The organism is Methylobacter sp. S3L5C (assembly GCF_022788635.1).
Taxonomy (GTDB): domain Bacteria; phylum Pseudomonadota; class Gammaproteobacteria; order Methylococcales; family Methylomonadaceae; genus Methylobacter_C.
In genome coordinates this window covers 2,444,225-2,471,104 of record NZ_CP076024.1, presented here as the reverse complement: position 1 = coordinate 2,471,104, position 26,880 = coordinate 2,444,225, and the positions used below count along the sequence as shown (strand labels likewise).

Sequence of the window (26,880 nt, the reverse complement as noted above, 5' to 3'; positions counted from 1 at the left end):
ATATGAAAATAACAAAAAAGCATCTGTCCAAATCTGTCATCGCCAGCTTAGCCGCCCTTCTTTTGCCAATTTGCGTACAGGCAGCGACTGATGATGCAAAAAAAATGCATAAATTATATGAAGATAATTGCGCCAGTTGTCACGGCTCAGACCATGGCGGATTTATTGCTCCCGGATTAAATTCAGAATCATTAAAAGGCCGAAGCCCTACGGCGTTACGCAGCATTATTATGACCGGCAGTTTTGACACCTTAATGCCTCCGTTCTACGGTCGCTTAACGGATGATGAAATTCGCGGCTTGGTTAAACATTTACAAGCAACCCCTAAACAGGCCAATCCTGCCTGGACTATTGATGATATTAAAGCGTCAATCAAAGTATATGTTAAAGATGAAAGCACACTACCCGCCAAACCAACCTATGAAATCGACGATATTAATAATATTATCGGCGTCGCCGCTCGTGGTAAATATGGGCGCGGCTTGGGTTCAAAAGCCGTGTTTATCAACAGCGTTACCCATAAAGAAATTGGTGAAATCGCAACCGGTACCGCTGCGCATATCATTGACTATGACCCAGCCAACCCGCGCTGGGCTTATGTGAAAAATGACACCGCAGAAATATTCAAAGTCGACCTCTATTCCATGCAAATTGTGCGTAGCGTTAAAACCGGCTTCAATGGTCCCGGCCTGGGTGTTTCCCGCGACGGTAAATACATCATGGCTGGCTCTTATGTGCCGCACAATGCCGTCATTCTTGATGCCAAAACTCTGGAACCACTCAAAACATTTGAGCTTGAAGGTATTGATCCAGACGGCAAAATGGTCTCCTCCGATTCCGGTATGATTATTGGCACACCGTTTGCCGATATCTTTGCCATTGCCTTGGAAAATGCCGGCCAAGTCTGGGTGGTTGATTTAAAAGAAGGCTTTCCTGTTACCAAAATTGAAAATGTAGGTCGACATCTGCATGATGCCTTTTTAACCCATGGCGGTAGCAAGTTGATGGTAGCTTCTTATGACGACAGCATTGTCACCGCGATTGATTTAAAAGAACGCAAAATCATCAAAAAACTTGAAGCGGGTTGCGTACCCCATGTTGGCGGCGGCGCAGCAGTTGAAGTAGACGGTCGTACCTTGGGATTTGGCACCAACTTTGGCGATTGCGACAAAATGGTCGTCAGTGTCTGGGATCTGGATAAAATGGAAGTGGTTAAACAAGTGCCCGTCGCTGGCGGAACTGAATCGCCTGCTGCCCATGCCAATGCACCTTATGTTGCCGTGGACATTATCTCTAAAGACAGACGTGCCCGCACCGTTCAGTTGATCGACAAGAAATCGCTTGAGGTGGTAAAAACCCTGGATGTAGGCGGTCATGCTTATTTTCCTGAATACAGTGCCGATGGTAAATTTCTGTATATCAGTGCTGGTTACAGCGGTGATGAAGTCGTAGTTTATGACTCAACCTCTTTACAAAAAATAGCCTCCATTGCTATGGAAAGCCCCGCCGGTCTCTTCTCTCATGGCAGAACCAAATACATGACACGCGGTCTTTCACCTGACGAAATGAAAGGGGCAAAATAATGAGACTTATGGTACTTTCAGGCGCATTGATATTGGGGTTGCTATCAACCCACAGCGTCAATGCCGCCAGTATTTATGCGGGGCAGTCCAGAGCAGCGGCGGTATGTTCACAATGTCACGGTATTAAAACACCCTCTGCGGATGCACCGTTTCCACCATTGGCTGGACGCGATTTTGCTTACCTGAAATCAGCGCTCGAACAATACCGCGATAAAACCCGAAAATCTGACATTATGAATGCGCTTGCCGGTTCATTGAGCGATGACGATATCGATAATGTCGCAGCGTATTATGCTGGCCTAAAACCATAGAATGTGCCGACGTAAGTAAGGAGGCGTATCAACCACAATCGATGTACTTCTTACCTCAGCGCATCCTACGGTGCTATTTCGCGTTAAGTGGAAAGTCGAAAAAAGTTTAATTATTTTTATGTGCCTAATCCAACTATGAAAAAGTGGCTGCTATTACTCTGTATCACCACCAGCTGTTTGGCTGGTGATCCTTCGCCGGAGCGGCAAGTCGCGTTGCGCCATCTGCTTAAAAATGATTGCGGCGCCTGTCATGGCTTAACCCTGCAAGGCGGTATGGGACCAGCATTACTACCCGAAAGTCTGGATAAAAAACCGGATGAGTTTTTAGTTACAACGATTCTTAACGGACGCAAAAATACGGCTATGCCACCGTGGCAACCGTTTATGAATCATGATGAGGCTTTGTGGCTGATTGGTGTTTTGCGCAAGTCAGTACATTAAAATATGTTCCGGTACACCATATGGATTGCCGGAACACTTCATGTGGGTTGCCTTATTCATGCCTATGCTGATTAACAGGCATTGATAGCTAAGCCGATCTAATTTATAAAATTGCCGATGGCCGCTAAAATTATTGGCTGCTGTTTTCATTATTAACATCGTTATGAAAAAAATATTATCACTTTTAAGCTTTCTGTTGTCGTTCAACGTACTGGCAGAGCTACGCGCAACCGGTGATTTAGGTATCGTCATTGAACGCGAAGACGGCGCAGCACTAATCATCAATACCACTGAACACAAACAGTTGGCCAAAATAAGCAACCTGGGGGATTTATCCCATGCATCCGTGGTATTTTCGCGTGATCAGCGTTATGCCTATATTTTTGGTCGGGATGGCGGTTTAAGTAAAATCGATCTATTGCAGGATAAACTGGATAAACGCATTATTCAGGCGGGCAACAGCATTGGCGGAGCAATATCTCAAGATGGCAAATTAATTGCCGTTTCTAATTACACACCCGGCGGCGTTAAAGTATTTTCTTCAGCGACGCTGGAGCTGATAGCTGATATTCCTGCTGACTACGGCGACGGTAAACTTTCCAAAGTCGTTGGTTTGGTTGATGCGCCTGGGCAGCGTTTTGTTTTTAGTTTGTTTGATGCCGGCGAAATCTGGACGTTGGATATGAAAAACCCGCAAAAACCGGTTATTGAAAAATTCAAAAATATTGGCAAACTACCTTATGATGCCTTGATCTCGCCAGATGGCCGTTATTATATTGCCGGTTTATTTGGTGAAGGCGGTATGGCTTTACTGGACTTATGGAACACCGGAAACGGCGTAAAACGTATTTTACCCGACTACGTTAAGGCCGATGAAAAACTTCCTGTTTACAAAATGCCGCATCTGGAAGGCTGGGCGGTAGCGGGCGACTTTATTTTTGTTCCGGCTATCGGCAAGCATGAAGTCTTGGTTATCGACAAACAAAACTGGCAACTTGTCAAAGCCATACCGGTTCCCGGACAACCTGTTTTTGTCATGGCCAGACCGGACGGACGACAAGTGTGGGTTAATTTTGCCATGCCTGATAATAATCAACTACAAGTTATTGATGTTAAGGACTTATCGTTAAGAAAAACCTTAATACCTGGCAAGGCCGTTCTGCACATGGAATTTACGCCACGCGGCGAACAAGTCTGGGTTGCGGTAAGAGATGATAATCAACTGGTTATTTATGATACCGATACGTTACAGGAAATAACCCGACTACCGGCGCAAAAGCCTAACGGGATTTTCTTTAGTGCACGGGCACACAAAACAGGTTTATAAACAGATGCTTACCCCTTTACACAAAAGCCTGTTGAACGATTTTCAGCGCGACTTTCCGCTGTCATCACGCCCTTATCAGGACATTGCCAATGCTCTGGGTGTCAGTGAAAATGACGTGTTATCGGCATTAACCGAGTTAAGTGAGAACCACCTTATCAGCCGCATAGGCCCCATTATTCCACCTAATCAACTGGGTGTCAGTACCTTGGTGGCAATGGCTATTCCTGAGCCGCAACTACAGGCTATTGCTGATAAAATTAGCGCATATCCTGAAGTTAATCATAATTATGAGCGCGAGCACACCTTCAATCTATGGTTTGTGGTTATCGCCTCAAATGCCGAACATTTGCAAGCTGTTCTGGACGCCATAGAACTGGAAACCGGTTACAAAACCATGTCGCTACCTTTGCTGGATGATTTCTTTATTGATCTGGGTTTTAAAATGGATTTTCATAATGCTTGATGCACGCGACCGTCAACTATTGGAACAAATACAAACGGGGCTCCCTGTTTGTCCCAGGCCCTACGCTGAAATTGGTACTACTTTGGCGATGCCTGAAGCGGAGGTACTTGAACGTCTGACCCAACTCAAGCAACAAGGCCTGATTAAGCGTATGGGTGTTATCGTCAAACACCATCAACTCGGTTATCGGGCCAATGCCATGATTGTCTGGAATGTACCCGATAATCTTGTTAAACAACTGGGTAGGCAGCTTAGCCAGTTTGCTTTTGTAACGCTGTGTTATCAACGCCCACGACAAGCGGAATGGCCCTATAATTTGTTTTGCATGATTCATGGCAAAGACCGGGAAACCGTCTTAAAGCAACTGGAACAACTCAACGCCAATTGTGACTTGGTCGGACTTGAGCATAACATCCTGTTTAGTCGCCGCTGCTTTAAACAACGCGGTGCTGTTTATCAACCCACAAATACCACATCACTGACGCATGGATGACATCGATCGCCACATTATCAATACCCTGCAAGCCGGGTTTCCTGTTTGTGACGCGCCCTATCAACAAGTTGCAATGCAATTGGGTTTAACCGAACAAGCTCTCATTGAACGATTACAGACTTTATTAAATAATGGCACCTTAACCCGCTTTGGCCCGCTTTACCATGCCGAATTAATGGGTGGTGCCTTAACATTGGCGGCAGTTAAGACACCATTGGATCGCTTGGCTGAAGTCACTGAGATTATCAATGCTTTCCCGGAAGTGGCTCATAATTACGCTCGTAACCATGCACTAAATATGTGGTTCGTTATTGCCACAGAAACGCCTGAAGAAATCAGCCGCACTCTGACTGCAATAGAACAACAAACCGGTCTGACGGTTGTAAACATGCCAAAAATCAACGAATATTTTGTTGGCTTAAAACTGGAAGCCTGATGATGACACTTGACGAAACAGATCTGGCCATTATACGGGCAACCCAGGCCGGCTTGCCGCTAACCCCTGAACCCTATCAATGTGTTGCCGAACAGTTAGGACTGACAACTGAAGTTGTCATGACACGAATGACAGCCATGCAGGAACAGGGTATTATTCGGCGCATCGGCGCAGTACCCAATCACTATAAACTGGGTTATCATTTTAACGGCATGACCGTGTGGAACATCCCTGATGATGTCATTGATAAATTAGGGGAAAAAGTCGGGCAACTGGAATTTGTCAGTCATTGTTACCACCGTCCACGACACCTACCAGAATGGCCATATAACTTGTTTGCTATGGTCCATGGCAAAACCCGGGAAGACGTTGATCAACAAATTCAGCAGATTGCTCGCGTACTTGGAGATGCCAATCTAGGTTGTGATGTTTTGTACAGCACTAAAATTCTGAAAAAAACCGGCTTTAGAAGTCGCAGCTAAAGCTGTCTTTAAAAAACCAATCAGTCCACGAAAGCCACGAAACAAATCACCTATAATAAATTATGAGCTGGCTATAACCAGATAAAATCAAGCCGTTACAGTCGTGTTGGCTTTTTGCGGCATCAACCGCCTGTCATATTCATATAACGCAATATCACCGGTTGCTCGTGAATATTAAATTCATGTTTCTCAGGTTTGATCAGCATAGCCTCAACAATAGTCTGTTTTAGAATAGTCATATTACCGGGATTAGCCCTGAGCACTTTCTTTAAATCGACCGAATGTTCATTACCCAAACATAACAATAGCCGACCTTCAACGGTCAAACGCACCCGGTTACAGGTACTACAAAAGTTATCGCTGTGCGGAGAAATAAAGCCGACGCGAGTTTGTGTACCTACAACCTTAAAATAATTGGAAGGCCCACCGGTTTTTTCAGGTGTAGCCACTAAAGAAAATTTTAACGCCAAATCACGTTTAATCAAATCACTGGAATAATAAGCTTCTGAACGATCATGTTGCTCAACCACACCCAGCGGCATTTCTTCGATAAAACTGATATCGATGCCATTATCAACCGCATACTGCACCAGTTCACACACTTCCTGATGATTTCTGTCTTTAAGAATAACGGCATTGATTTTTATCCGCTCAAAACCGACGGCAATGGCAGCTTGTATACCTCTGAGGACTTGCTGGACATCACCCGTCCGCGTGATGGCTTTAAACTTATCAGCATCCAGGGTATCCAGGCTGATATTAATACGCTTTACACCGGCTTTTTTTAAATCTGCCGCCATTGTTTCCAGTTGAGAACCATTTGTCGTTATCACTAATTCTGTCAAACTTTCAATTTGACCCAAGTTTTCGAGCAGCCCCAGCGCTCCCTTTCTGACCAAAGGCTCACCGCCGGTTATTCTGATTTTTTTTGTGCCTAATTCAGTAAACGCTTTGCCGATGGTAAAGATTTCTTCCAGCGTTAAAATTTGCGCACGCGGCAAAAAGGTCATTTCTTCTGCCATGCAATACACGCAGCGAAAATCACAGCGATCAGTGATAGAAATTCTCAAGTAATCAACCGTTCTGCCAAAACGATCAATTAATTGCATAGGGCCTGATAAGTCAGTCATATATATCAACAATAAAAAACTAAGTCATCAATAGTAACATACTATTACCAAGAGATTTTTAACGATAAGCAACGGAATTTCCTATTGACCAAGAGTACCAATGAAACCATGTATCAATTAGCACATAAATGCATTGAATATGGCATAATAGTTGATTTGGATTCAAAGAAATAATCATGCCCACAATCCTGTTTATGGCCTTGCCCGGTTACTTATCAGATCAACATAATGAACGTTCCGGCAGATCATGAAGCTCAACGACCAAAAACTTCGCGAATTAGGCCTGGCAGTCATTCAGGTAGAAGCGCAAGCAATTAATGCCCTGGCCGAACAAATTAATGATAATTTTGTGGCTGCATGCAAATTACTGTTTATGTGTACGGGGCGCGTGGTTGTTATCGGCATGGGTAAATCAGGGCATATTGCCGGCAAGATTGCTGCGACCTTGGCCAGTACCGGAACCCCGGCTTTTTTTGTGCATCCCGGAGAGGCCAGCCATGGTGATCTGGGCATGATTACCAAGCAGGACGTAGTGCTTGCTTTATCTAATTCAGGGGAAACTGAAGAGATTTTAAAAATCCTGCCGATTATTAAACGCCTGGGCGTACCTTTAATCGCAATGACCGGAAACCCTGCGTCAACACTAAGTCTTGTGGCCACGACACATATCAATGTCACTGTTGCCCAAGAAGCCTGCCCTTTAGGACTGGCACCCACTTCCAGCACTACGGCAGCACTGGTAATGGGCGATGCCTTGGCGGTGTCATTACTTGAAGCGCGAGGATTTACGCGTGACGACTTTGCCCTGTCCCATCCCGGTGGCAGTTTGGGCAAGCGGTTATTATTGCGGGTAAACGACATTATGCATGTTGGTAGTAACATACCCTCAGTACCTGAATCGGCATTTATCAGCCAGGCTTTACTGGAAATGACCGAAAAAAAATTAGGCATGACCGCTATAGTTAATGAAAACAAACAGGTCATCGGTATTTTTACTGACGGCGATTTACGGCGTACCTTGGGGAAAAGCCTTGATATTCAGAATACCGCTATCAGTGAAGTTATGACATCTCAGTGCGCTGTTATTTCTGAGGATATTCTTGCTGCCGAAGCCATGCAAATTATGGAACAAAAAAAGATCAATGCCTTGATCGTTGTTGACAAACAACAATTTGCGATAGGCGCTTTGAATATGCATGATTTAATACGTGCAGGAATAGTGTGATGACAGAAAAGACACCAATCTCTTTGGCAACCCTCATAGAAAAAGCGAAAAAACTCAAGTTATTGATTCTGGATGTGGATGGTGTTTTAACGGATGGTAAACTTTTTTTTGATAATGAGGGTAACGAATACAAGTCTTTTCATGCCCGCGACGGTCATGGCATTAAGCTCTTGCGTCAGACAGGCGTTGAAGTTGCCGTTATTTCCGGACGAAAATCCAACTCGGTCGCACTACGTATGAAAAATCTGGGTATTGAGCATGTTTATCAAGGTCATGAACATAAAAAAGCCGCTTTTTATGAAATTATTGAAAAATTAAGCATTACACCTGAACAAGCAGGGCATGTTGGTGATGACTTGCTGGATTTGCCAATAATGATAAGAGTCGGTCTTGCCATTGCCGTTGCTGATGCAAACTTTGCCGTTAAACAACATGCCGACTGGTGCACAACACTACCTGGTGGACAGGGTGCCGTACGCGAGGTATGTGATTTTATTATGCAGGCGCAGGGACGCTTTGATGACGTATTGAATACTTATCTGACATGAGTCTGAGAGAAAGCAAGCTATATATTTACCTGGTCGTTATCGCACTAATTAGCGGTTGGCTGGTTAAATTAACGGATTTTGATGAGATTTTTCGTACCCAGGTACCTGTACATAGCCCCGATTATTTTAGTAGCAACTATACAAAATGGGAAATGAGCGAACTCGGCACTTTAAAAAGCAAAGTACTGGCCGACAAAATGACCCATTACAGCGATGATGGCACTACCCATATGGTAAATCCAGTGATGTTTTTTTATAACGAAAAAACACCGCCATGGGTTGTTAATTCAGAAACAGGTATTCTCTCTAGTGATGGCAAGGATCTATTATTAAATGGAAAGGTTATTGTTGACCGAAAAAAAGCCGATGGTGTTGCCCCGCTCACGATTAATACCAGCGAATTAAAAGTAAAGCCGGAGACCAGTTATGCAGAAACTGATCAGTGGGCTGAGTTGATCAGCCTACAAAACACGACAACAGGAATAGGCATGAAAATGACTTTTGCCCAGCCAATTCATCTGCAGTTACTCGCTAATGTGAAGGGAAAATATGAAACAAAATAAAAAAGCGTCAATCTTTTATTGTTGTACATTACTATTGGCACTAATAAGTTCCAATGTATGGGCTTTGGAAAGTGATTCTGATCAACCGATAATTATTGATTCAAATACCGCGACTTATGATGATGTAACAGCCACCAGCACGTACATCGGGAATGTGATTTCGGTTCAGGGTAGTATCCGTGTCAATTCAGATAAATTGGTTGTTTATTTTGTCGATGGTGATGCCGAGAAACTGGTATTTACGGGAAATAAAGCCAAATTTAAACAAACACCTAGCGAAGGCGGTGAAGATATAACCGGTGAAGCCTTTACCGGTGAATTTTATCCCAAAACAAATCTGTTGGTTTTAATCAATACCGCGACGGTTTGGCAAGGTAATACAACCTATTCCAGTGATTATATTCAGTATGATATTAAAACGTCTTTGGTTAAAGCAGGAGAAAAATCATCTGATAACAAGCGCGTCCACGTTATATTGAAACCCAGCCCCAAAGAGCAAAAACCAGCTTCAGAAAAACCAACAGCAAAAGATACCAAAAAATGATGCCGCACATGGTACAAAATACCCGATATAAGCCTGATAATATTGCACGAGAGTGCTTTAACCTTTTTCTATTACCTTTTATTGGTTAATAATGGCAATACTTGCAGCAAATCAGTTGATTAAATCCTACAATAAACGTAATGTAGTTGATGGTGTGTCATTATATGTTACCAGTAAAGAAGTGGTTGGTTTATTGGGCCCTAATGGTGCAGGAAAAACAACCAGCTTTTATATGATGGTTGGCCTTATTAAAGCGGATCAAGGCAAAATCACCTTGGACTCAAAAGACATTACTCACTATCCAATGCATTTACGTGCAGCTCAAGGCATTGGTTATTTACCACAGGAACCATCAGTTTTTCGTAAATTAAGTGTTGCGGATAATTTACGGGCTGTCTTGCAAATCCGTTCTGATTTAAGCTCGGGGCAGGCAGAACTGATAATTGAAGAATTACTGGAAGAGTTTCATATTGCACACTTGCGTGACCATATTGGCTTACACTTATCGGGTGGTGAGCGAAGGCGTGTTGAAATTGCCAGAGCATTGGCAACCAATCCCCAGTTTATATTACTGGATGAGCCTTTTGCCGGCGTTGATCCCATATCGGTAGAAGATATTAAAAAAATTATAGAACATTTAAAAGATCGTGGCATTGGTATATTAATTACCGAACATAATGTTAGAGAAACCTTAGGGATTTGTGATCGTGCGTATATACTAAACGCTGGCAAGGTAATTGCCGAAGGTGGGGCAGAAGCCATCGTTGCCAATGAGGAAGTGCGTAAAGTTTATCTGGGTAATAACTTTAGTCTTTAATAGAGTAGTAGCACTTGTGACTGACTAAATTAACACGCTATTTATTACCAATAATAAACCTATCCCAGTGTGCTCATCTTAACCAAAAACAGGGTAACCACACGGGATTACCCCTACTGAAAATTGTGATCGAATGAAACAATCCTTACATCTTCGGCTAGGCCAACAATTAACCATGACACCACAATTGCAACAGGCTATTAAGCTGCTGCAGATGTCGACATTGGATTTACAGCAAGAAATCCAGCAGGCTCTTGAGTCCAATATAATGCTGGAAATAAATGATGATGACAGCAGTCCTCGGGAAGCTCCTGCCACCTCCGAAAACAAAACAGAAAATCTGGATTCATTTACCAGCGAAGGTTCACAAACTAATATACCGGATGAATTACCCATCGACTCTTCATGGGAAGATATTTATGAGAGCGCGTTAGCTCCCGGCACTGATAATACAGAATCTGTTGAATTTGAATCTCAGCGCAGTAATGCATCAACATTGCTGGATCATTTACTATGGCAACTGGAATTGACACCGTTTTCAGAACGGGATCATGCGATTGCTACCGCAATAATTGATTCCGTTAATGAAGACGGTTATCTGAGTAGTACGCCTGAGGATATTTTTGAAGGCCTGCAAAATCAGATTGATGATCTTGATTTTGATGAAGTTAATGCCGTCCTGCATAGAATACAACAGTTTGATCCGCCAGGCGTGGCAGCGATTGATTTAAGTGATTGCTTAAAATTGCAGTTGCAACAATTGCCGGAAACAACGCCATACCGACAAGAAGCGCTCATTATAGTGACGCGACATCTGAAACTGCTAGCTACTCATGAACAAGCAAAGCTTACACGTCAACTGGGCGTTACCGAGCGGCAACTGGACGAGATCGTTGCTTTAATCAGAACATTGGATCCGAAACCGGGTGCACAGATACAGGAATCGGATTCAGAATACGTTATCCCCGATGTTTATGTATCCAAAGTAAACGATCAATGGCAAGTCAACCTGAATCCGGACATTGCACCTAAATTACGTATAAATCCGTTTTATTCAGCGCTCATTAAAAGAGCAGATAACAGTAAAGATAATATTTGCATGAAAGACCATTTACAAGAAGCCAAATGGTTTATCAAAAATCTTCATAGCCGTAATGATACATTATTGCGAGTTGCCCGATGTATTGTTGAGAAGCAAACAGGATTTCTTGATCATGGATCGATTGCCATGAAACCGATGGTATTGCGGGATATTGCTGAAGAACTGGAATTACATGAATCAACCATTTCCAGAGTAACAACACATAAATATATGCATACTCCGAATGGTATAATTGAATTTAAATTTTTCTTTTCCAGCCATGTTTCAACAGAAGGCGGGGGCGAATGCTCATCTACTGCTATCAGAGCATTTATTAAAGAATTAATCGACAATGAAAATCAAGCACGACCATTAAGTGACAGTAAGATTGCCGATTTTTTACAAGCAAAAGGCATTAACGTTGCGAGAAGAACCATTGCCAAGTATCGCGAAGCAATGCTTATTTCCTCATCAAGTCAGCGAAAACGTATTTTGTAACACAAAACAGATAGTACCAACCAATCATTTACCATTAAAGGAGTTTATTCCATGCAAGTTATAGTAACAGGCCCACATCTTGAAGTAACCGATGCTTTAAAAGCACACATAGATGCAAAATTTGAAAAATTAGCCCGTCATTTTGACAATGTTACCGATGTACACGTTATTTTAAGCGTAGAAAAATTGGTTCACAAAGCAGAAGCAACACTGCAATTAAGCGGAGCAAAATTATTTGCCGAAGATCATCAAGACGACATGTACGCAGCAATTGATGCAATGGTAGACAAGTTGGAACGTCAAATTACCAAGCATAAAGAAAAAACCGGAAGCCATAGATAAAGCAGGTACCAGGTTAAAAGTGCAAGGCAAGCTAGTTAACCTTGCACCTTTAACCAGTAATATATGAAACTATTAATTGTCAGCGCCCTGTCTGGTTCAGGTAAAAGTATCGCTTTGGATACCTTGGAAGATTGCGGTTATTATTGCATTGATAATCTTCCGGTAACCTTGTTGGAAGCTTTTATTAATAATGTCATGTTGGCGGACAAAAAAACTTATGCAAAAACAGCCATTGGCATTGATGCCAGAAATCAATTTGAAAGCTTGGCAAACTTCTCCGAAAATTTAAAATTAATTCGCGATAAAGGTATTGATTGTGAAATTATATTTATGCAAGCCGAAGAATCTACTTTATTAAAACGCTATAGTGAAACCCGCAGAAGACATCCACTAACGGACTATAATATACCGCTAAAGGAAGCCCTGAAAATTGAAAAGGAAATGCTCACACCAATTGCCAAGCATGCAAATGTTGTTATAGATACCAGTCGCACTGATTATCATCAGTTGCGTGAACTAATCAGGGATCAAATAGGCGAACGTAAATTCAGACATATTTCTTTGCAGTTTCAATCCTTCGGATTTAAACATGGCGTACCATTAGATGCCGACTTTGTTTTTGATGCACGCAGCCTGCCCAATCCTTACTGGATTCCAGAATTGCGCTCATTAACCGGAAAAGATCAACCCGTGGCAGATTTTCTTAAAGAACAACCCCTTGTCGCTGAGTTTTTTAAGGATATTACGACGTTTCTTGAAAAATGGATACCCCGTTTTGAGGCCGAAGGACGAAGTTATTTAACGATTGCGATTGGTTGTACCGGTGGACAACACCGCTCTGTTTATTTGGTTGACTCACTGATCAAACATTTTAAAAGCCCCTTCGTAAATGTCATTGTCCGTCACCGGGAATTGCATTAACAGTCCGATCGCGATGGAAATTACTAAATCGTAGCGACAATTTTTTGTAATTATCCTTCAAATGGGCAACCACACAGGATTGCCCCACATTTTCTTCACAGAAAAGTAGTTATCCCCATTGAGATTTACGAACCATAAAATTGCGGTTTTTTATTTTGCCTTTTTGTAAGCAGGCAAGTGCTTTATCCACGCTATTTTGCTTGATGGCAACATAAGCATGAGCATCAAAAATATCGATTTTGCCCACTTCACTACCCTCAACTCCACCGTCGCCGGTTAATGCACCCAAGATATCACCCGGACGCACTTTATCTTTACGACCACCATCTATCCACAAGGTCACCATGGGAGGTTCAAACCGGTTTTCATAACTCATCTGAAAAGGGGCGATCTCATCCCACTTGGCAGGAATAGATTGATACTCTTCAATGGATTTAACCCTGTTTAGCTCCAGTTCGGTACATAAACTAAGCGCCAAGCCCTTTTTCCCTGCACGACCGGTACGCCCGATCCGATGAACATAAATTTCAGGATCCCAAGGCAGATCATAATTAATCACGGCTTGCAGTTCTTTAATATCCAGTCCCCGCGCAGCTACATCGGTAGCAACCAGGACTGAACAGCTTTTATTGGAAAACCTTACCAATACTTGATCCCGATGTTTTTGATCCAGATCGCCATGTAGAGCCTGAACAGAAAAACCGCTGTTCTCAAGAGCACTGGCTATATCCTGACACTCTCTTTTGGTATTACAAAATACCACTGTTGATTCAGGGCGATGATACGCTAACAAATAGCCCAACGCGTTTATCCGTTGAGACTTTTCTATTTGATAAAAACGTTGCTCAATAACGCTATCGTGATGACTACTATCAATGCTTACTGAAACCGGCTTATATTGAAATTTCTGACTGATTTCCCGAATAGGATCGGCATAAGTCGCTGAAAACAGCAAGGTTTGCCTGTGCGAAGGCGCATAAGAAATCACCTCGGTAATAACTTCTTCAAAACCCATATCCAGCATCCGGTCAGCTTCATCCAATACCAATACCTTTAAGTTGCTTAAACGTAAACTACGTTTACGCAAATGCTCTTGTAGCCGACCCGGAGTACCCACTACAACATGCACACCATGTTCCAGGGAACCTACCTGTGGTCCAAACGGTACACCACCGCATAAGGACAACACCTTAATGTTTTGGGTAAAACGCGCCAGTCTACGAATTTCCTTACATACTTGATCGGCAAGCTCACGGGTTGGGCAAACAACCAAAGCCTGCACTCTAAAACTGGTCAAATCCAGTCGAGACAACAAACCTATACCAAACGCAGCCGTTTTACCGCTGCCTGTTTTAGCTTGGGCAATAACATCCCTACCCTCCAGAATATGCGGCAGACTTTCCGCCTGGATAGGTGTTAAATGGGTATAACCCAAGGATTCAATATTTTCTAGCAGGGCGGGTTTTAACGGTAAGGAAGAAAATTCAGCAGTATTCACAAGGACTCTTTTATATCAAACGCTAGTGGCGGCGAACTGCCGTCATTTAATCGTCTATAATAACAGAAAAAAGACTGTTAAGTTGACCCTAAACAGCTAATTCACATAGCAAACTTATTCTGCCCACAAAACCTGTAGCTAGTTGGAGTTAGTTAAGCTAATTCTAATTATTCCTTCGCCATTGCTGGATAAAATCCATTATTGACACTATACTCGGCAAAAGTTGACTGATAGCAGGGCGACTTCCCTTCAATATTTAACGCCTTGCCAACTGTTACAAAAATATGTCCTTAAGCTTTTATTGATCATTGAAATGAGACTGACCAGCAAGGAAGATTGATTAATCAATGTCCATGCCCAAATAACCCATCGAATTATTTTAATCAAAGGCACTCCATGCAAAAACTAACTGGTTTATTGTGGCACTTTGCCCAACAACAACGACTGACTTCATTTATTTTTTTTGCACTGGTATTAATTACGCCTGGCATCGCGCTGGCAGGCGAAGCCGATATCGTGGTTCCGGATCTGAGCCAAGGTATGTACCTGGGCATAAATGGCCGGACACTAATTATGGTCGGTCTTGCGATTTGCACATTAGGTATGATATTTGGCCTTTGGGTCTTCAACGAACTTAAGAGCCTGCCTGTCCACCAGTCCATGCTCGATATTTCAGAACTAATCTATGAAACGTGTAAAACCTATCTGCAAACCCAAGGCAAGTTTATCATGCTGCTATGGATTTTTATCGCCGCCGTCATAAGCGTATACTTCGGCTGGTTGAAGCCTATTGGCGAAGGCACTGAAGTCATAATAAATCTAGCGATTATCCTGGTGTTTAGCTTGATCGGCATCGCTGGCAGCTATAGCGTCGCGTGGTTTGGTATCCGAATCAATACATTCGCCAATTCACGCACGGCTTTTGCGAGTCTGCGAGGGTTGCCCTATGCGACTAGTGCAATCCCGCTCAAGGCTGGCATCAGCATAGGAACGGTCTTGATTGCAATCGAACTGATCATTATGCTCGCTATTCTGCTGTTTATCCCGGGGCATTTGGCTGGCGTGTGCTTCATCGGTTTCGCTATTGGTGAATCTCTCGGCGCGGCGGCTCTTCGCGTGGCTGGCGGCATTTTCACCAAAATCGCTGACATCGGTGCAGACCTCATGAAAATTTTCTTTAATATCGACGAAGACGATGTACGCAACCCTGGCGTCATTGCCGACTGCACAGGCGACAATGCAGGCGATTCAGTTGGTCCAACCGCCGATGGTTTTGAAACATACGGCGTCACCGGTGTCGCACTCATCACCTTTATATTGCTTGCTGTTGCTGATCCGAAAATTCAGGTTGACCTGCTCATCTGGATTTTTGCCATGCGTATTATAATGATTGTCACGTCAGTTGTATCATACTGCCTGAACGGACTGATCTCGAAAGCAATGTGGGGTAGAGCCCTGGAGTTTGACTTTGAGCAGCCGCTAACTAATTTGGTGTGGCTTACTTCGTTATTATCAATCATTATGACCTATACGATCTCGTATGCAATGATTCCTGATCTCGGCGGCAACCCAAGTCTGTGGTGGCAGCTTTCGACCATCATCAGCTGCGGGACACTGGCTGGTGCAATTATCCCGGAACTGGTGAAAGTATTTACATCAACCAAATCAGCACATGTTCAGGAAGTCGTCACGGCATCTCGTGAAGGTGGTGCTTCGCTGAACATCTTGGCAGGTCTGGTTGCTGGTAACTTCTCTGCCTACTGGATTGGCTTGACCATCATCGCTCTGATGGGCTGCGCCTGGTTCGTTTCCGGAATGGGCTTAGGTACTGTTATGGCGTCCGAGGCTGTATTCGCATTTGGTTTGGTAGCCTTCGGATTCCTTGGCATGGGCCCTGTGACAATAGCCATTGACTCCTACGGCCCGGTAACAGACAACGCCCAGTCCGTTTATGAGTTATCCATGATAGAGTCGCTCCCTAACATCAAAGCAGAAATCAAGAAGGAATTCGGCTTTGAACCGAACTTCGCAAAGGCCAAACACCTGCTCGAAGAAAATGACGGTACAGGCAACACCTTTAAAGCAGCAGCCAAGCCGGTTTTGATAGGTACGGCCGTCGTCGGTTCGACAACCCTAATCTTCTCAATTATATTACTGATCGCCAAAGGCGAAGGCTCCTCTGGACAATTAAATATAGAACAAATCAATGCTTTATTAATAACCTCCGGATACAATTTCTCGCTGCTCAACCCGCTCTTTTTACTTGGACTTATAGCTGGTGGCGCGATTATTTATTGGTTTACAGGTGCCTCAATGCAAGCTGTTTCGACGGGGGCTTATAGGACTGTGGAATTTATCAAGATACACATCAAGCTCGATGCCAACGCGACTAAAGCATCGGTCGCAGACTCCAAACGTGTCGTTGAAATTTGCACCCATTACGCACAAAAAGGGATGTTCAACATCTTTATGACGGTGTTCTTTACTACGCTCGCCTTTGCATTCCTAAATGAGTTCTTTTTCATCGGCTACTTGGTTTCAATCTCCATTTTCGGCTTGTACCAAGCAATTTTTATGGCTAACGCTGGCGGCGCGTGGGACAACGCCAAGAAAATTGTCGAAACCGAACTGCATGAAAAAGGCACAGACCTGCACGCAGCCACCATTGTCGGTGATACTGTAGGCGACCCTTTCAAGGACACCTCGTCCGTCGCAATGAATCCAATCATCAAATTCACCACCCTGTTCGGCGTGTTGGCAGTGGAACTGGCCCTCAGCATGAAACACCTGATGACGTTGCGCTTATCGCTGGCCACCTTATTCTTCGCGGTGGCCGCCGTGTTTGTGTGGCGCTCTTTCTATCGCATGCGGATCAAAACAAAAATTTGAGCAACCACCTTATAGTTAAATCATCAATTGACATCCCTCACCACATTAAAACCATAGCTATAGATTGTGAGATAAATAATTTCGATAACTACGGATACCATCCTGTTAATGAATGTTATCCGTGTGGGCTTAAAATTTCATGTAATGTAAGTTTAACTTCTGAAAGACTATTTCTACGGCTACCAATTTAAAGCCGAGCAAATTCATAGATACCATCTATTCAAAGGATCGTATCTATCCCGACTTAAATTAATCGCCTACTTTTTTACTCAAACCCATCTTTGTTGAGATACAATTCTTGAACTTGAGCTCTCGCCCACGAAGTTTTTCTTAAAAACTTCAGACTGGATTTAATACTGGGCTCATGATTAAAACATCTGATGTCAATTATTTTGCCTAACTCAACCCAGCCGTAATAATCTACCAGTTTGATTAGTATCCTTTCCAGAGTGATACCGTGTAGAGGGTTATCTGGTTGCTTGTCATTCATTGGATATCCTGATGAAGGGAAATTAGGTTCTCAAGATAAAAAATTCATAATTCAAAGCTAAAAACAATAACCACTTGCCTTTAACTTTCAATCTTGAAGCTTTTGCCTTTAGTCTTCATGCTCGTATTTACGCCTTATTGCATCATCCCGTGCATCATTAATTTCTCTCATAATACTGTGTACATCAGCTTGCTTATTGCTGCTTTTGAAATGCCCGGTCAATTTCACATCAGGCGTCAGGTTACCACTCTCGTAAATTTTCCAGATTTCTTTACCGTAACTGGTTCCAAGCAGTTCTGGCGCAAAACGACTAAAATAGGCAGCCATATTGTTAACATCTCGTTCCAACATCCCGGGCGCATTATTGTTGGCTGCCGCATCCACAGCCTGAGGCAAGTCGATAATCACCGGACCATGTGCATCAACAAGCACATTGAATTCTGATAAATCACCGTGGACAATACCTGCGCAGAGCATTCTTACCACTTCTTTAATCAATATACCGTGGTATTCAATTGCTTCCTCACGGGTCAAAACAAGATCGTTAAGCCGTGGTGCGGCAGATCCGTGCTCATCAGTGACCAGTTCCATTAGCAGCACACCTTCAACAAAATTATAGGGTTGTGGAACCCGAACACCTGCAGCAGCAAGCCGGTACAAAGCATCGACCTCAGCATTTTGCCAAACCTCTTCTTGCTGTTTGCGTCCAAAACTGGTGTTTTTTTCCATGGCACGGGCCTGTCGGGTATTTCTGACTTTACGCCCTTCCTGATATAAAGACTGCTTATGGAAACCACGTTTATTAGCTTCTTTATAGACTTTAGCGCAGCGAATTTCACCTTCAGAGAGTACAACGTAAACAGCTGCTTCCTTACCACTTTTTAGTGGCCGGATAACTTCATCGACAAGACCGTCACGTACCAAGGGTTCGAGACTTTTTGGAGTTTTCATAGCCGTCCTTTACCTACTATGCTGGAAAAAATTGAAAACGTTTGGCTTTGATACTGTCATTATCTCTCGCTCATATTGTTACTTTGTATTTATTATCAGTAAATCACAATGAATAATTTCACTGAACTGACAAATCGGTACTTGATTTAGAATCTATCACACATTTTAGTCTATTCAATACACCTAACCCCGCTGCTCGACCCGTTGCAAAACAGGCCGTTAGTAAATAACCACCCGTTGGTGCTTCCCAATCCAGCATTTCACCTGCACAGAAAACGCCTGGCATGGAACGTATCATCAAGTTCTCGTCAAGTGCTTCAAACCCAACGCCACCAGCACTGCTAATCGCCTCATCAAGTGGCCTTGTAGCAATTAGTTTAATCGGTAGCGCCTTGATGGCATCACATAGTAAATCTGGATTGGCAAAAGCTGACGCAGAGACGCTTTCTCTAAGTAATCCTGCCTTGACGCCGTCAATGCCGGCACGTTTACGAAGATGATTTGCCATAGAATCCTTACCTTGAGCTTGGGATATTTTATCAAGAATTAATGGCAATTTTTTATCAGGAAGCAAATCAATATAGATTATAGCAAACCCTGTTGCGGCAATCTCTTCTCGCAATAAAGCAGAAAGGCTATAAATTAATCCTCCCTCTACACCATTTTCGGTTATTATTAGCTCTCCTTTCTGACGAATATTAATCCCTTTTGTATTGCTAAAAGACAAGCACACTGATTTTAGCGGCTGTCCGGCAAAGCGACTGCGAAAATACTCACTCCAGAATACATCAAAGCCACAGTTTGATGGCTTTAACGGGTTAACTAAAACACCTCGCTGCGTAAGTAACGGCACCCAAGCTCCGGTAGAACCAAGTCGAACCCAACTGCCTCCACCCAACGCAAGCACGACTGCATCAACTTTTATTTTGCACTCACCTTCTGGCGTTGCAAAATCAAGCATTGTGTTGTCGCCTTCAACCCAGCCTAGCCATTGGTGTCGCACATGAATATTAACACCTGCAACACGTAACCGATGTAACCATGCTCGTAGCAAAGGCGCTGCTTTCATGTCAACAGGAAAAACCCGTCCTGACGATCCAATAAAAGTATCAATACCAAGACCCTGCACCCAATCACGCAAAGCTTGTGGTGTAAACTTCTCAAGCAATGGTTTAATATCAACATGGTAATCGTTATAACGCGACAAAAATTTTTCGAAGGGCTCAGAATGCGAAATGTTCATTCCACCCTTACCGGCCATCAAAAATTTTCGTCCCACAGAAGGCATGGCATCATAAATATCAACTTTTACACCTGCTTCAATTAAAACTTCTGCGGCCATTAACCCGGCTGGACCACCACCAATAACAGCAACCGTTTTTGGCAGAACATTATCAAACGATTTCATAAATGCTTTATTGATTTTATTACTCCCTTAAGCCTTTTTAAACCGCTGCGTATAAACAGACGGGATATAGTATATATAAATTATCATTATACAATATGACTCATATTGTAATCAGTGACCCTGAAAATATATACCTTCTCAATTAAATTAATAAATAAAATGAACCTTGTTTCTGCTAATATTTTTGCCAATATTCCTGAGCAATTACCGGAAGAACTCTTTGAATCTATTATTAAACAAGATAATATTCATATTGAACGTATTGTTTCCAATGGCCATGTTACAGATGCCGGACAATGGTATGATCAAACGGGAGATGAATGGGTAATACTGCTTCAAGGACAGGCAAAATTACTTTTCGAAGAAAATCAGCATTTGGTAACAATGATCCCTGGAGATTATTTATTAATCCCTGCACATACACGACACAGGGTGGAATGGACGCTTCCTGATTTTAATACCATCTGGTTAGCTATTCACTTATAAAAATAAAACATATTTAAAGTATTTTAATACTGAAAAAATAACTTTAGCCCTAATGAAGCAACATCAAACTGACCGGCAAAAAAAAACCCAAGAGATTATCTTGGGTTTTTAATTTAAGCGCTTGGCAATTCCCTACTTTCGCATGGCAAACTGCCACACTATCATCGGCGCTAAGCGGTTTCACTTCCGAGTTCGGGATGGGATCGGGTGGTTCACGCTCGCTATGGTCACCAAGCAAACTGGTGTCGCCTCAGGCTATTTTATTTGCCTGTCGACGGTCTTCGCTGTGCGGTTAAACACAACGCTGGAAATCTGTAACACTTTTTTGGTTAGCTTCATATCAACTAACTTTTTGCTGCTTTTTTTGTGTTCTTTTTTACAGTGATTAGCGATAATCGGCTGGCCAGAACAGTTATTGCTAACCGTCCCGGCGTATAACTCGCCCAAACTGATTGGGTGTTATATGGTCAAGCCTCACGGGCAATTAGTACACGTTAGCTTCACACATTACTGCGCTTCCACACCGTGCCTATCAACCTGGTAGTCTTCCAGGGCCCTTCAGGGGACTCATGGTCCCAGTGAGATCTCATCTTGGGAGGGGCTTCCCGCTTAGATGCTTTCAGCGGTTATCCTGTCCGAACGTAGCTACCCGGCAATGCCATTGGCATGACAACCGGAACACCAGAGGTTCGTCCACTCCGGTCCTCTCGTACTAGGAGCAGCTTCCCTCAAATCTCAAACGCCCACGGCAGATAGGGACCGAACTGTCTCACGACGTTCTGAACCCAGCTCGCGTACCACTTTAAATGGCGAACAGCCATACCCTTGGGACCTGCTTCAGCCCCAGGATGTGATGAGCCGACATCGAGGTGCCAAACACCGCCGTCGATATGAACTCTTGGGCGGTATCAGCCTGTTATCCCCGGAGTACCTTTTATCCGTTGAGCGATGGCCCTTCCATACAGAACCACCGGATCACTATGACCTACTTTCGTACCTGCTCGATGTGTCTATCTCGCAGTCAAGCACCCTTATGCCATTGCACTCATTGCCTGATTTCCGACCAGGCTGAGGGTACCTTCGTGCTCCTCCGTTACTCTTTAGGAGGAGACCGCCCCAGTCAAACTACCCACCAGACACTGTCCCCAATCCAGATAATGGATCCAGGTTAGAACTTCAAATAAACCAGGGTGGTATTTCAAGGTTGACTCCACCAAAACTAGCGTTCCGGCTTCTAAGTCTCCCACCTATCCTACACAAATCGATTCAAAGTCCAGTGTCAAGCTATAGTAAAGGTTCACGGGGTCTTTCCGTCTAGCCGCGGGTATACGGCATCTTCACCGCAATTTCAATTTCACTGAGTCTCGGCTGGAGACAGTGTGGCCATCGTTACGCCATTCGTGCAGGTCGGAACTTACCCGACAAGGAATTTCGCTACCTTAGGACCGTTATAGTTACGGCCGCCGTTTACTGGGGCTTCGATCAAGAGCTTCTCCGAAGATAACCCCATCAATTAACCTTCCAGCACCGGGCAGGCGTCACACCCTATACTTCCTCTTCCGAGTTTGCAGAGTGCTATGTTTTTGCTAAACAGTCGCAGCCACCATTTTATTGCAACCCTCTTCAGCTCCATCCGCAAGGGACTTCACTTACCAAGGGCATACCTTCTCCCGAAGTTACGGTATCATTTTGCCTAGTTCCTTCAGCCGAGTTCTCTCAAGCGCCTTAGAATTCTCATCCCACCCACCTGTGTCGGTTTGGGGTACGGCTACTAGTAACCTGAAGCTTAGAGGTTTTTCTTGGAAGCATGGCATCAATCACTTCGTCTCTCCGAGGAGAGTCTCGTCATCACGTCTCAGAATAGAGGTTCCCGGATTTGCCTAAGAACCCTCCCTACTCGCTTAAACTGACACTTCCAACCGTCAGCTGACCTAGCCTTCTCCGTCACCCCATCGCAGTTACTACTAGTGCAGGAATATTAACCTGCTTTCCATCGACTACGCTTTTCAGCCTCGCCTTAGGTACCGACTAACCCTGCGTCGATTAGCGTTGCGCAGGAAACCTTGGGTTTTCGGCGTGGGGGTTTTTCACCCCCATTATCGTTACTCATGTCAGCATTCGCACTTCTGATACCTCCAGCAAACTTCTCAGTTCACCTTCGCAGGCGTACAGAACGCTCCTCTACCGCTCATCTAAAAGATGAACCCGTAGCTTCGGTACTATGCTTAGCCCCGGTAAATCTTCCGCGCAGACCGACTCGACCAGTGAGCTATTACGCTTTCTTTAAAGGATGGCTGCTTCTAAGCCAACCTCCTGGCTGTCTGGGCCTTTCCACATCGTTTCCCACTGAGCATAGATTTTGGGACCTTAGCTGACGGTCTGGGCTGTTTCCCTTTCCACGACGGACCTTATCACCCGCCGTGTGTCTCCCGTGCTCAAACTTGTTGGTATTCGGAGTTTGCATCGGGTTGGTAAGTCGAGATGACCCCCTAGCCGAAACAGTGCTCTACCCCCAACAGTTATACACGAGGCGCTACCTAAATAGCTTTCGAGGAGAACCAGCTATCTCCGAGCTTGATTAGCCTTTCACTCCGATCCACAGCTCATCCCCGCATTTTTCAACATACGTGGGTTCGGCCCTCCAGTAAGTATTACCTCACCTTCAGCCTGGCCATGGATAGATCGCCCGGTTTCGGGTCTAATCCCAGCGACTAAACGCCCTATTAAGACTCGCTTTCGCTACGCCTCCCCTATTCGGTTAAGCTTGCCACTGAGATTAAGTCGCTGACCCATTATACAAAAGGTACGCAGTCACACCACGAGGGTGCTCCCACTGCTTGTACGCATACGGTTTCAGGATCTATTTCACTCCCCTCTCCGGGGTTCTTTTCGCCTTTCCCTCACGGTACTGGTTCACTATCGGTCAGTAAGGAGTATTTAGCCTTGGAGGATGGTCCCCCCATGTTCAGTCAAAGTTTCACGTGCTCCGACCTACTCGTTTTCACTGTATAGCGTTTTCGTGTACGGGGCTATCACCCTGTATCGCCAGACTTTCCAGACTGTTCCACTAACAACTATACAACTTAAGGGCTAATCCCCGTTCGCTCGCCGCTACTAGGGGAATCTCGGTTGATTTCTTTTCCTCCGGGTACTTAGATGTTTCAGTTCTCCGGGTTCGCTCAATACAGCTATGTATTCACTGTAATGTGACCAACTGATGTTGGCCGGGTTTCCCCATTCGGAAATCCGCGGATCAGGGTTAGTTTGCAAACTCCCCGCGGCTTATCGCATGCTACAACGTCCTTCATCGCCTCTCACTGCCTAGGCATCCACCGTATGCGCTTATTCACTTGACCATATAACCCCAATAAGTCTGTTTTCGCCGGTTAGCCCGTCAACAGGGTATTTTCTGTTGGCGGGTTAGCCGGTTAACATCGTTACGTGTTATACCGATCAGCTTTCTTAATCGCTTTTTTCTGTTTTTGAGAACTCATTCGCGTGCTACTCTGTGGTTGCGCTTTAGTAGCCAGCTTGGCTGATTAATTGCTTAATCGGCCAAGTCTTGTTACTATCCGCTGACTTCGTCTGTGTACGCGAACTCGTTGCGTAATCCTGTCACCTTTACAGATCAAGATTACGTTGTTACAGATTTCCAAATTGTTAAAGAGCTATTCGTGTATTCAATAAATACACCAATTCTATAAGGTCTCTGCTGATTCTTAAGTGAATCGAAACGTTATAGAATTGGTGGAGCTAAGCGGGATCGAACCGCTGACCCCCTGCGTGCAAGGCAGGTGCTCTCCCAGCTGAGCTATAGCCCCAATGTGTCTTGCTTATGCTTGCGCTGCTGCTTACTGACATCCCCGGGCCACATCACGCTTACCTTGCGGCGAGGTGGTGGGCCTGGGTGGACTCGAACCACCGACCTCACCCTTATCAGGGGTGCGCTCTAACCAACTGAGCTACAGGCCCTGGGCTCATACTGCGTCTGATCAAAATAATTTGTTGTGGATACGCATGATGACGATAGACCATCTTTGTAAGGAGGTGATCCAGCCCCAGGTTCCCCTAGGGCTACCTTGTTACGACTTCACCCCAGTCATGAATCACAAAGTGGTGAGCGCCCTCCCGAAGGTTAGACTACCCACTTCTTTTGCAACCCACTCCCATGGTGTGACGGGCGGTGTGTACAAGGCCCGGGAACGTATTCACCGCGACATTCTGATTCGCGATTACTAGCGATTCCGACTTCATGGAGTCGAGTTGCAGACTCCAATCCGGACTAAGACCGGCTTTCTGGGATTTGCTTACTGTCGCCAGTTCGCAGCCCTCTGTACCGGCCATTGTAGCACGTGTGTAGCCCTACCCATAAGGGCCATGATGACTTGACGTCGTCCCCACCTTCCTCCGGTTTATCACCGGCAGTCTCCCTAGAGTTCCCGGCATTACCCGCTGGCAACTAAGGACAAGGGTTGCGCTCGTTACGGGACTTAACCCAACATCTCACGACACGAGCTGACGACAGCCATGCAGCACCTGTCTCAGAGCTCCCGAAGGCACTCTACTATCTCTAACAGATTCTCTGGATGTCAAGGGTAGGTAAGGTTCTTCGCGTTGCATCGAATTAAACCACATGCTCCACCGCTTGTGCGGGCCCCCGTCAATTCATTTGAGTTTTAACCTTGCGGCCGTACTCCCCAGGCGGTCGACTTAATGCGTTAGCTGCGCCACTAATCCTGTAAATAGGACCAACGGCTAGTCGACATCGTTTACGGCGTGGACTACCAGGGTATCTAATCCTGTTTGCTACCCACGCTTTCGTACCTCAGCGTCAGTTTTAGTCCAGGGAGTCGCCTTCGCCACTGGTGTTCCTTCAGATATCTACGCATTTCACCGCTACACCTGAAATTCCACTCCCCTCTACTAAACTCTAGTCCGCCAGTTTCAAATGCAGTTCCCAGGTTGAGCCCAGGGCTTTCACATCTGACTTAACGAACCACCTACGCACGCTTTACGCCCAGTAATTCCGATTAACGCTCGCACCCTCCGTATTACCGCGGCTGCTGGCACGGAGTTAGCCGGTGCTTCTTCTAAAGGTAATGTCAAGCTACCGGGTATTGACCGGCAGGTTTTCCTCCCAATTGAAAGTGCTTTACAACCCTAAGGCCTTCTTCACACACGCGGTATTGCTGGATCAGGCTTTCGCCCATTGTCCAATATTCCCCACTGCTGCCTCCCGTAGGAGTCTGGGCCGTGTCTCAGTCCCAGTGTGGCTGATCGTCCTCTCAGACCAGCTATAGATCGTCGCCTTGGTAGGCCTTTACCCTACCAACTAGCTAATCTAACGCAGGCTCATCTCATAGCGAAAGGTCCGAAGATCCCCTCCTTTCCCCCGTAGGGCGTATGCGGTATTAGCGTGGGTTTCCCCACGTTGTCCCCCACTATAAGGCAGATTCCTACGCGTTACTCACCCGTCCGCCACTCGTCAGCGCCCGAAGGCCTGTTACCGTTCGACTTGCATGTGTTAAGCATACCGCCAGCGTTCAATCTGAGCCATGATCAAACTCTTCAGTTTAAATCAGTTTGCCACTCAATAAGACGAGTAGCCAATCTTGGCTCGACTACAAAACTAAACGTTAAAAATTACTTCTTAATGTGTTGTTCCTGTGTCGATTATTTTTTAACAGCCTAACAATCACCACAAGTACCCACACAAATTATTTTGATCAAGTTGTTAAAGAGCGTTGGTGCCGCAGCACCGTTGAGTCCGACAATTATACAGAGCGGATTCGGTTTGTCAACCCCTTGTCGACATTGCGTGTTGCTGTCCTGCTTCAGGGCCAAACTGCTTTACCCCGAAGAAGCCGGCAATTATAACCTACCAGGCCAACTTGTCAACCTCCACGTTAACATTAACGTAAAACTTACTGCCCTTGCGGAGTCACTGCCCCGA

The 26,880-nt window shown here is 44.7% G+C and carries 23 protein-coding genes, 2 tRNA genes and 3 rRNA genes; 18 read left to right on the top strand and 10 right to left on the bottom strand.

Features of this window, described 5'->3' with window-relative positions:
• Positions 1–2: 2 nt before the first annotated feature.
• From KKZ03_RS11025 to KKZ03_RS10990, 8 genes are all read left to right on the top strand, one after another.
• A complete protein-coding gene (locus KKZ03_RS11025) occupies positions 3–1,583 on the top strand; it encodes a nitrite reductase (RefSeq protein ID WP_243216919.1) in 1,581 nt (526 codons plus the stop codon).
• Positions 1,583–1,894 (top strand): cytochrome c, encoded by a 312-nt coding sequence (locus KKZ03_RS11020; RefSeq protein ID WP_243216918.1) that lies wholly within the window; start codon positions 1,583–1,585, stop codon positions 1,892–1,894. Before KKZ03_RS11025 ends, KKZ03_RS11020 begins: the two co-directional genes overlap by 1 nt.
• A 135-nt stretch (positions 1,895–2,029) precedes the next feature.
• A complete protein-coding gene (locus tag KKZ03_RS11015; protein ID WP_243216917.1) occupies positions 2,030–2,335 on the top strand; it encodes a cytochrome c in 306 nt (101 codons plus the stop codon).
• Positions 2,336–2,498: 163 nt separating this feature from the next.
• Positions 2,499–3,662: a cytochrome D1 domain-containing protein gene (locus tag KKZ03_RS11010; RefSeq protein ID WP_243216916.1), complete on the top strand. Its 1,164-nt coding sequence runs from the start codon at positions 2,499–2,501 to the stop codon at positions 3,660–3,662.
• Positions 3,663–3,666: 4 nt separating this feature from the next.
• Complete coding sequence (locus KKZ03_RS11005; protein WP_243216915.1) at positions 3,667–4,125, top strand: Lrp/AsnC family transcriptional regulator; 459 nt, start codon at positions 3,667–3,669, stop codon at positions 4,123–4,125.
• Positions 4,118–4,618, top strand: a complete 501-nt coding sequence (locus KKZ03_RS11000) for an AsnC family protein (protein WP_243216914.1) — start codon at positions 4,118–4,120, stop codon at positions 4,616–4,618. The genes KKZ03_RS11005 and KKZ03_RS11000 overlap by 8 nt, the downstream gene beginning before the upstream one ends.
• Positions 4,611–5,054 carry an Lrp/AsnC family transcriptional regulator gene (locus tag KKZ03_RS10995; protein WP_243216913.1) on the top strand — a complete coding sequence of 148 codons (444 nt, stop codon included), beginning with the start codon at positions 4,611–4,613 and terminating at the stop codon, positions 5,052–5,054. The genes KKZ03_RS11000 and KKZ03_RS10995 overlap by 8 nt, the downstream gene beginning before the upstream one ends.
• Positions 5,054–5,536, top strand: coding sequence for an Lrp/AsnC family transcriptional regulator (locus tag KKZ03_RS10990; protein WP_371744708.1), 483 nt, complete (start codon positions 5,054–5,056; stop codon positions 5,534–5,536). The genes KKZ03_RS10995 and KKZ03_RS10990 overlap by 1 nt, the downstream gene beginning before the upstream one ends.
• Before the next feature lie 122 nt (positions 5,537–5,658).
• Here KKZ03_RS10990 and moaA read toward each other — a convergent pair whose 3' ends face one another.
• Complete coding sequence (moaA, locus tag KKZ03_RS10985) at positions 5,659–6,666, bottom strand: GTP 3',8-cyclase MoaA (RefSeq protein ID WP_243216912.1); 1,008 nt, start codon at positions 6,664–6,666, stop codon at positions 5,659–5,661.
• A 247-nt stretch (positions 6,667–6,913) separates the two neighbouring features.
• Between moaA and KKZ03_RS10980 the strand changes: the two genes are divergently transcribed.
• The 8 genes from KKZ03_RS10980 to rapZ all read left to right on the top strand — a co-directional run bounded on the left by KKZ03_RS10980 (position 6,914) and on the right by rapZ (position 13,205).
• A complete protein-coding gene (locus KKZ03_RS10980) occupies positions 6,914–7,891 on the top strand; it encodes a KpsF/GutQ family sugar-phosphate isomerase (RefSeq protein WP_243216911.1) in 978 nt (325 codons plus the stop codon).
• Positions 7,891–8,439 (top strand): 3-deoxy-manno-octulosonate-8-phosphatase KdsC, encoded by a 549-nt coding sequence (gene kdsC, locus KKZ03_RS10975; RefSeq protein WP_243216910.1) that lies wholly within the window; start codon positions 7,891–7,893, stop codon positions 8,437–8,439. Before KKZ03_RS10980 ends, kdsC begins: the two co-directional genes overlap by 1 nt.
• Positions 8,436–9,002, top strand: a complete 567-nt coding sequence (lptC, locus tag KKZ03_RS10970; protein WP_243216909.1) for an LPS export ABC transporter periplasmic protein LptC — start codon at positions 8,436–8,438, stop codon at positions 9,000–9,002. The genes kdsC and lptC overlap by 4 nt, the downstream gene beginning before the upstream one ends.
• Complete coding sequence (lptA, locus tag KKZ03_RS10965) at positions 8,989–9,546, top strand: lipopolysaccharide transport periplasmic protein LptA (protein WP_243216908.1); 558 nt, start codon at positions 8,989–8,991, stop codon at positions 9,544–9,546. The genes lptC and lptA overlap by 14 nt, the downstream gene beginning before the upstream one ends.
• Positions 9,547–9,637: 91 nt before the next feature.
• Positions 9,638–10,363 carry an LPS export ABC transporter ATP-binding protein gene (gene lptB / locus KKZ03_RS10960; RefSeq protein ID WP_243216907.1) on the top strand — a complete coding sequence of 242 codons (726 nt, stop codon included), beginning with the start codon at positions 9,638–9,640 and terminating at the stop codon, positions 10,361–10,363.
• A gap of 133 nt (positions 10,364–10,496) precedes the next feature.
• Positions 10,497–11,942, top strand: coding sequence for an RNA polymerase factor sigma-54 (locus tag KKZ03_RS10955; RefSeq protein WP_243216906.1), 1,446 nt, complete (start codon positions 10,497–10,499; stop codon positions 11,940–11,942).
• 51 nt (positions 11,943–11,993) lie between these two features.
• A complete protein-coding gene (gene hpf, locus KKZ03_RS10950) occupies positions 11,994–12,284 on the top strand; it encodes a ribosome hibernation-promoting factor, HPF/YfiA family (protein ID WP_243216905.1) in 291 nt (96 codons plus the stop codon).
• Between the two features lie 63 nt (positions 12,285–12,347).
• Positions 12,348–13,205, top strand: a complete 858-nt coding sequence (rapZ, locus tag KKZ03_RS10945; protein WP_243216904.1) for an RNase adapter RapZ — start codon at positions 12,348–12,350, stop codon at positions 13,203–13,205.
• A gap of 109 nt (positions 13,206–13,314) precedes the next feature.
• On the opposite strand, the gene dbpA is transcribed toward rapZ, so the two are convergent.
• The gene (dbpA, locus tag KKZ03_RS10940; protein ID WP_243216903.1) at positions 13,315–14,703 is read right to left on the bottom strand and encodes an ATP-dependent RNA helicase DbpA; all 1,389 of its coding nucleotides are present in this window, start codon (positions 14,701–14,703) and stop codon (positions 13,315–13,317) included.
• Positions 14,704–15,099: 396 nt separating this feature from the next.
• On the opposite strand from dbpA, the gene KKZ03_RS10935 reads away from it, so the two are divergent.
• Positions 15,100–17,592, top strand: a complete 2,493-nt coding sequence (locus KKZ03_RS10935) for a sodium-translocating pyrophosphatase (RefSeq protein ID WP_243216902.1) — start codon at positions 15,100–15,102, stop codon at positions 17,590–17,592.
• 265 nt (positions 17,593–17,857) lie between these two features.
• Here KKZ03_RS10935 and KKZ03_RS10930 read toward each other — a convergent pair whose 3' ends face one another.
• From KKZ03_RS10930 to KKZ03_RS10920, 3 genes are all read right to left on the bottom strand, one after another.
• A complete protein-coding gene (locus tag KKZ03_RS10930) occupies positions 17,858–18,082 on the bottom strand; it encodes a VF530 family DNA-binding protein (RefSeq protein ID WP_243216901.1) in 225 nt (74 codons plus the stop codon).
• Positions 18,083–18,190: 108 nt separating this feature from the next.
• On the bottom strand, positions 18,191–19,033 hold the full coding sequence (locus KKZ03_RS10925) for a PA4780 family RIO1-like protein kinase (RefSeq protein ID WP_243216900.1): 843 nt from the start codon (positions 19,031–19,033) through the stop codon (positions 18,191–18,193).
• A 118-nt stretch (positions 19,034–19,151) separates the two neighbouring features.
• Positions 19,152–20,441, bottom strand: coding sequence for a TIGR03862 family flavoprotein (locus tag KKZ03_RS10920; RefSeq protein ID WP_243216899.1), 1,290 nt, complete (start codon positions 20,439–20,441; stop codon positions 19,152–19,154).
• A 159-nt stretch (positions 20,442–20,600) separates the two neighbouring features.
• Here KKZ03_RS10920 and KKZ03_RS10915 point away from each other — a divergent pair, with 159 nt between their 5' ends.
• Positions 20,601–20,927 carry a cupin domain-containing protein gene (locus KKZ03_RS10915; RefSeq protein ID WP_243216898.1) on the top strand — a complete coding sequence of 109 codons (327 nt, stop codon included), beginning with the start codon at positions 20,601–20,603 and terminating at the stop codon, positions 20,925–20,927.
• Between the two features lie 119 nt (positions 20,928–21,046).
• Here KKZ03_RS10915 and rrf read toward each other — a convergent pair.
• The 5 genes from rrf to KKZ03_RS10890 all read right to left on the bottom strand — a co-directional run bounded on the left by rrf (position 21,047) and on the right by KKZ03_RS10890 (position 26,502).
• Positions 21,047–21,162 (bottom strand): 5S ribosomal RNA (rrf, locus tag KKZ03_RS10910).
• A gap of 228 nt (positions 21,163–21,390) precedes the next feature.
• Positions 21,391–24,283 (bottom strand): 23S ribosomal RNA (locus KKZ03_RS10905).
• Between the two features lie 389 nt (positions 24,284–24,672).
• A tRNA-Ala gene (locus tag KKZ03_RS10900) sits at positions 24,673–24,748 on the bottom strand.
• Between the two features lie 74 nt (positions 24,749–24,822).
• Positions 24,823–24,899 (bottom strand) — tRNA-Ile (locus KKZ03_RS10895).
• Between the two features lie 68 nt (positions 24,900–24,967).
• Positions 24,968–26,502, bottom strand: a 16S ribosomal RNA gene (locus tag KKZ03_RS10890).
• The 16S, 23S and 5S rRNA genes sit together here with 2 tRNA genes alongside, the layout of an rRNA operon.
• Positions 26,503–26,880 lie beyond the last annotated feature (378 nt).

Excerpts from the sequence above, each read along its gene's own strand:
- KKZ03_RS11025 (WP_243216919.1), top strand. The coding sequence starts at position 3 with ATGAAAATAACAAAAAAGCATCTGTCCAAATCTGTCATCGCCAGCTTA.
- KKZ03_RS11020 (WP_243216918.1), top strand. The coding sequence starts at position 1,583 with ATGAGACTTATGGTACTTTCAGGCGCATTGATATTGGGGTTGCTATCA.
- KKZ03_RS11015 (WP_243216917.1), top strand. The coding sequence starts at position 2,030 with ATGAAAAAGTGGCTGCTATTACTCTGTATCACCACCAGCTGTTTGGCT.
- KKZ03_RS11010 (WP_243216916.1), top strand. The coding sequence starts at position 2,499 with ATGAAAAAAATATTATCACTTTTAAGCTTTCTGTTGTCGTTCAACGTA.
- KKZ03_RS11005 (WP_243216915.1), top strand. The coding sequence starts at position 3,667 with ATGCTTACCCCTTTACACAAAAGCCTGTTGAACGATTTTCAGCGCGAC.
- KKZ03_RS11000 (WP_243216914.1), top strand. The coding sequence starts at position 4,118 with ATGCTTGATGCACGCGACCGTCAACTATTGGAACAAATACAAACGGGG.
- KKZ03_RS10995 (WP_243216913.1), top strand. The coding sequence starts at position 4,611 with ATGGATGACATCGATCGCCACATTATCAATACCCTGCAAGCCGGGTTT.
- KKZ03_RS10990 (WP_371744708.1), top strand. The coding sequence starts at position 5,054 with ATGATGACACTTGACGAAACAGATCTGGCCATTATACGGGCAACCCAG.
- moaA (WP_243216912.1), bottom strand. The coding sequence starts at position 6,666 with ATGACTGACTTATCAGGCCCTATGCAATTAATTGATCGTTTTGGCAGA.
- KKZ03_RS10980 (WP_243216911.1), top strand. The coding sequence starts at position 6,914 with ATGAAGCTCAACGACCAAAAACTTCGCGAATTAGGCCTGGCAGTCATT.
- kdsC (WP_243216910.1), top strand. The coding sequence starts at position 7,891 with ATGACAGAAAAGACACCAATCTCTTTGGCAACCCTCATAGAAAAAGCG.
- lptC (WP_243216909.1), top strand. The coding sequence starts at position 8,436 with ATGAGTCTGAGAGAAAGCAAGCTATATATTTACCTGGTCGTTATCGCA.
- lptA (WP_243216908.1), top strand. The coding sequence starts at position 8,989 with ATGAAACAAAATAAAAAAGCGTCAATCTTTTATTGTTGTACATTACTA.
- lptB (WP_243216907.1), top strand. The coding sequence starts at position 9,638 with ATGGCAATACTTGCAGCAAATCAGTTGATTAAATCCTACAATAAACGT.
- KKZ03_RS10955 (WP_243216906.1), top strand. The coding sequence starts at position 10,497 with ATGAAACAATCCTTACATCTTCGGCTAGGCCAACAATTAACCATGACA.
- hpf (WP_243216905.1), top strand. The coding sequence starts at position 11,994 with ATGCAAGTTATAGTAACAGGCCCACATCTTGAAGTAACCGATGCTTTA.
- rapZ (WP_243216904.1), top strand. The coding sequence starts at position 12,348 with ATGAAACTATTAATTGTCAGCGCCCTGTCTGGTTCAGGTAAAAGTATC.
- KKZ03_RS10935 (WP_243216902.1), top strand. The coding sequence starts at position 15,100 with ATGCAAAAACTAACTGGTTTATTGTGGCACTTTGCCCAACAACAACGA.
- KKZ03_RS10930 (WP_243216901.1), bottom strand. The coding sequence starts at position 18,082 with ATGAATGACAAGCAACCAGATAACCCTCTACACGGTATCACTCTGGAA.
- KKZ03_RS10925 (WP_243216900.1), bottom strand. The coding sequence starts at position 19,033 with ATGAAAACTCCAAAAAGTCTCGAACCCTTGGTACGTGACGGTCTTGTC.
- KKZ03_RS10920 (WP_243216899.1), bottom strand. The coding sequence starts at position 20,441 with ATGAAATCGTTTGATAATGTTCTGCCAAAAACGGTTGCTGTTATTGGT.
- KKZ03_RS10915 (WP_243216898.1), top strand. The coding sequence starts at position 20,601 with ATGAACCTTGTTTCTGCTAATATTTTTGCCAATATTCCTGAGCAATTA.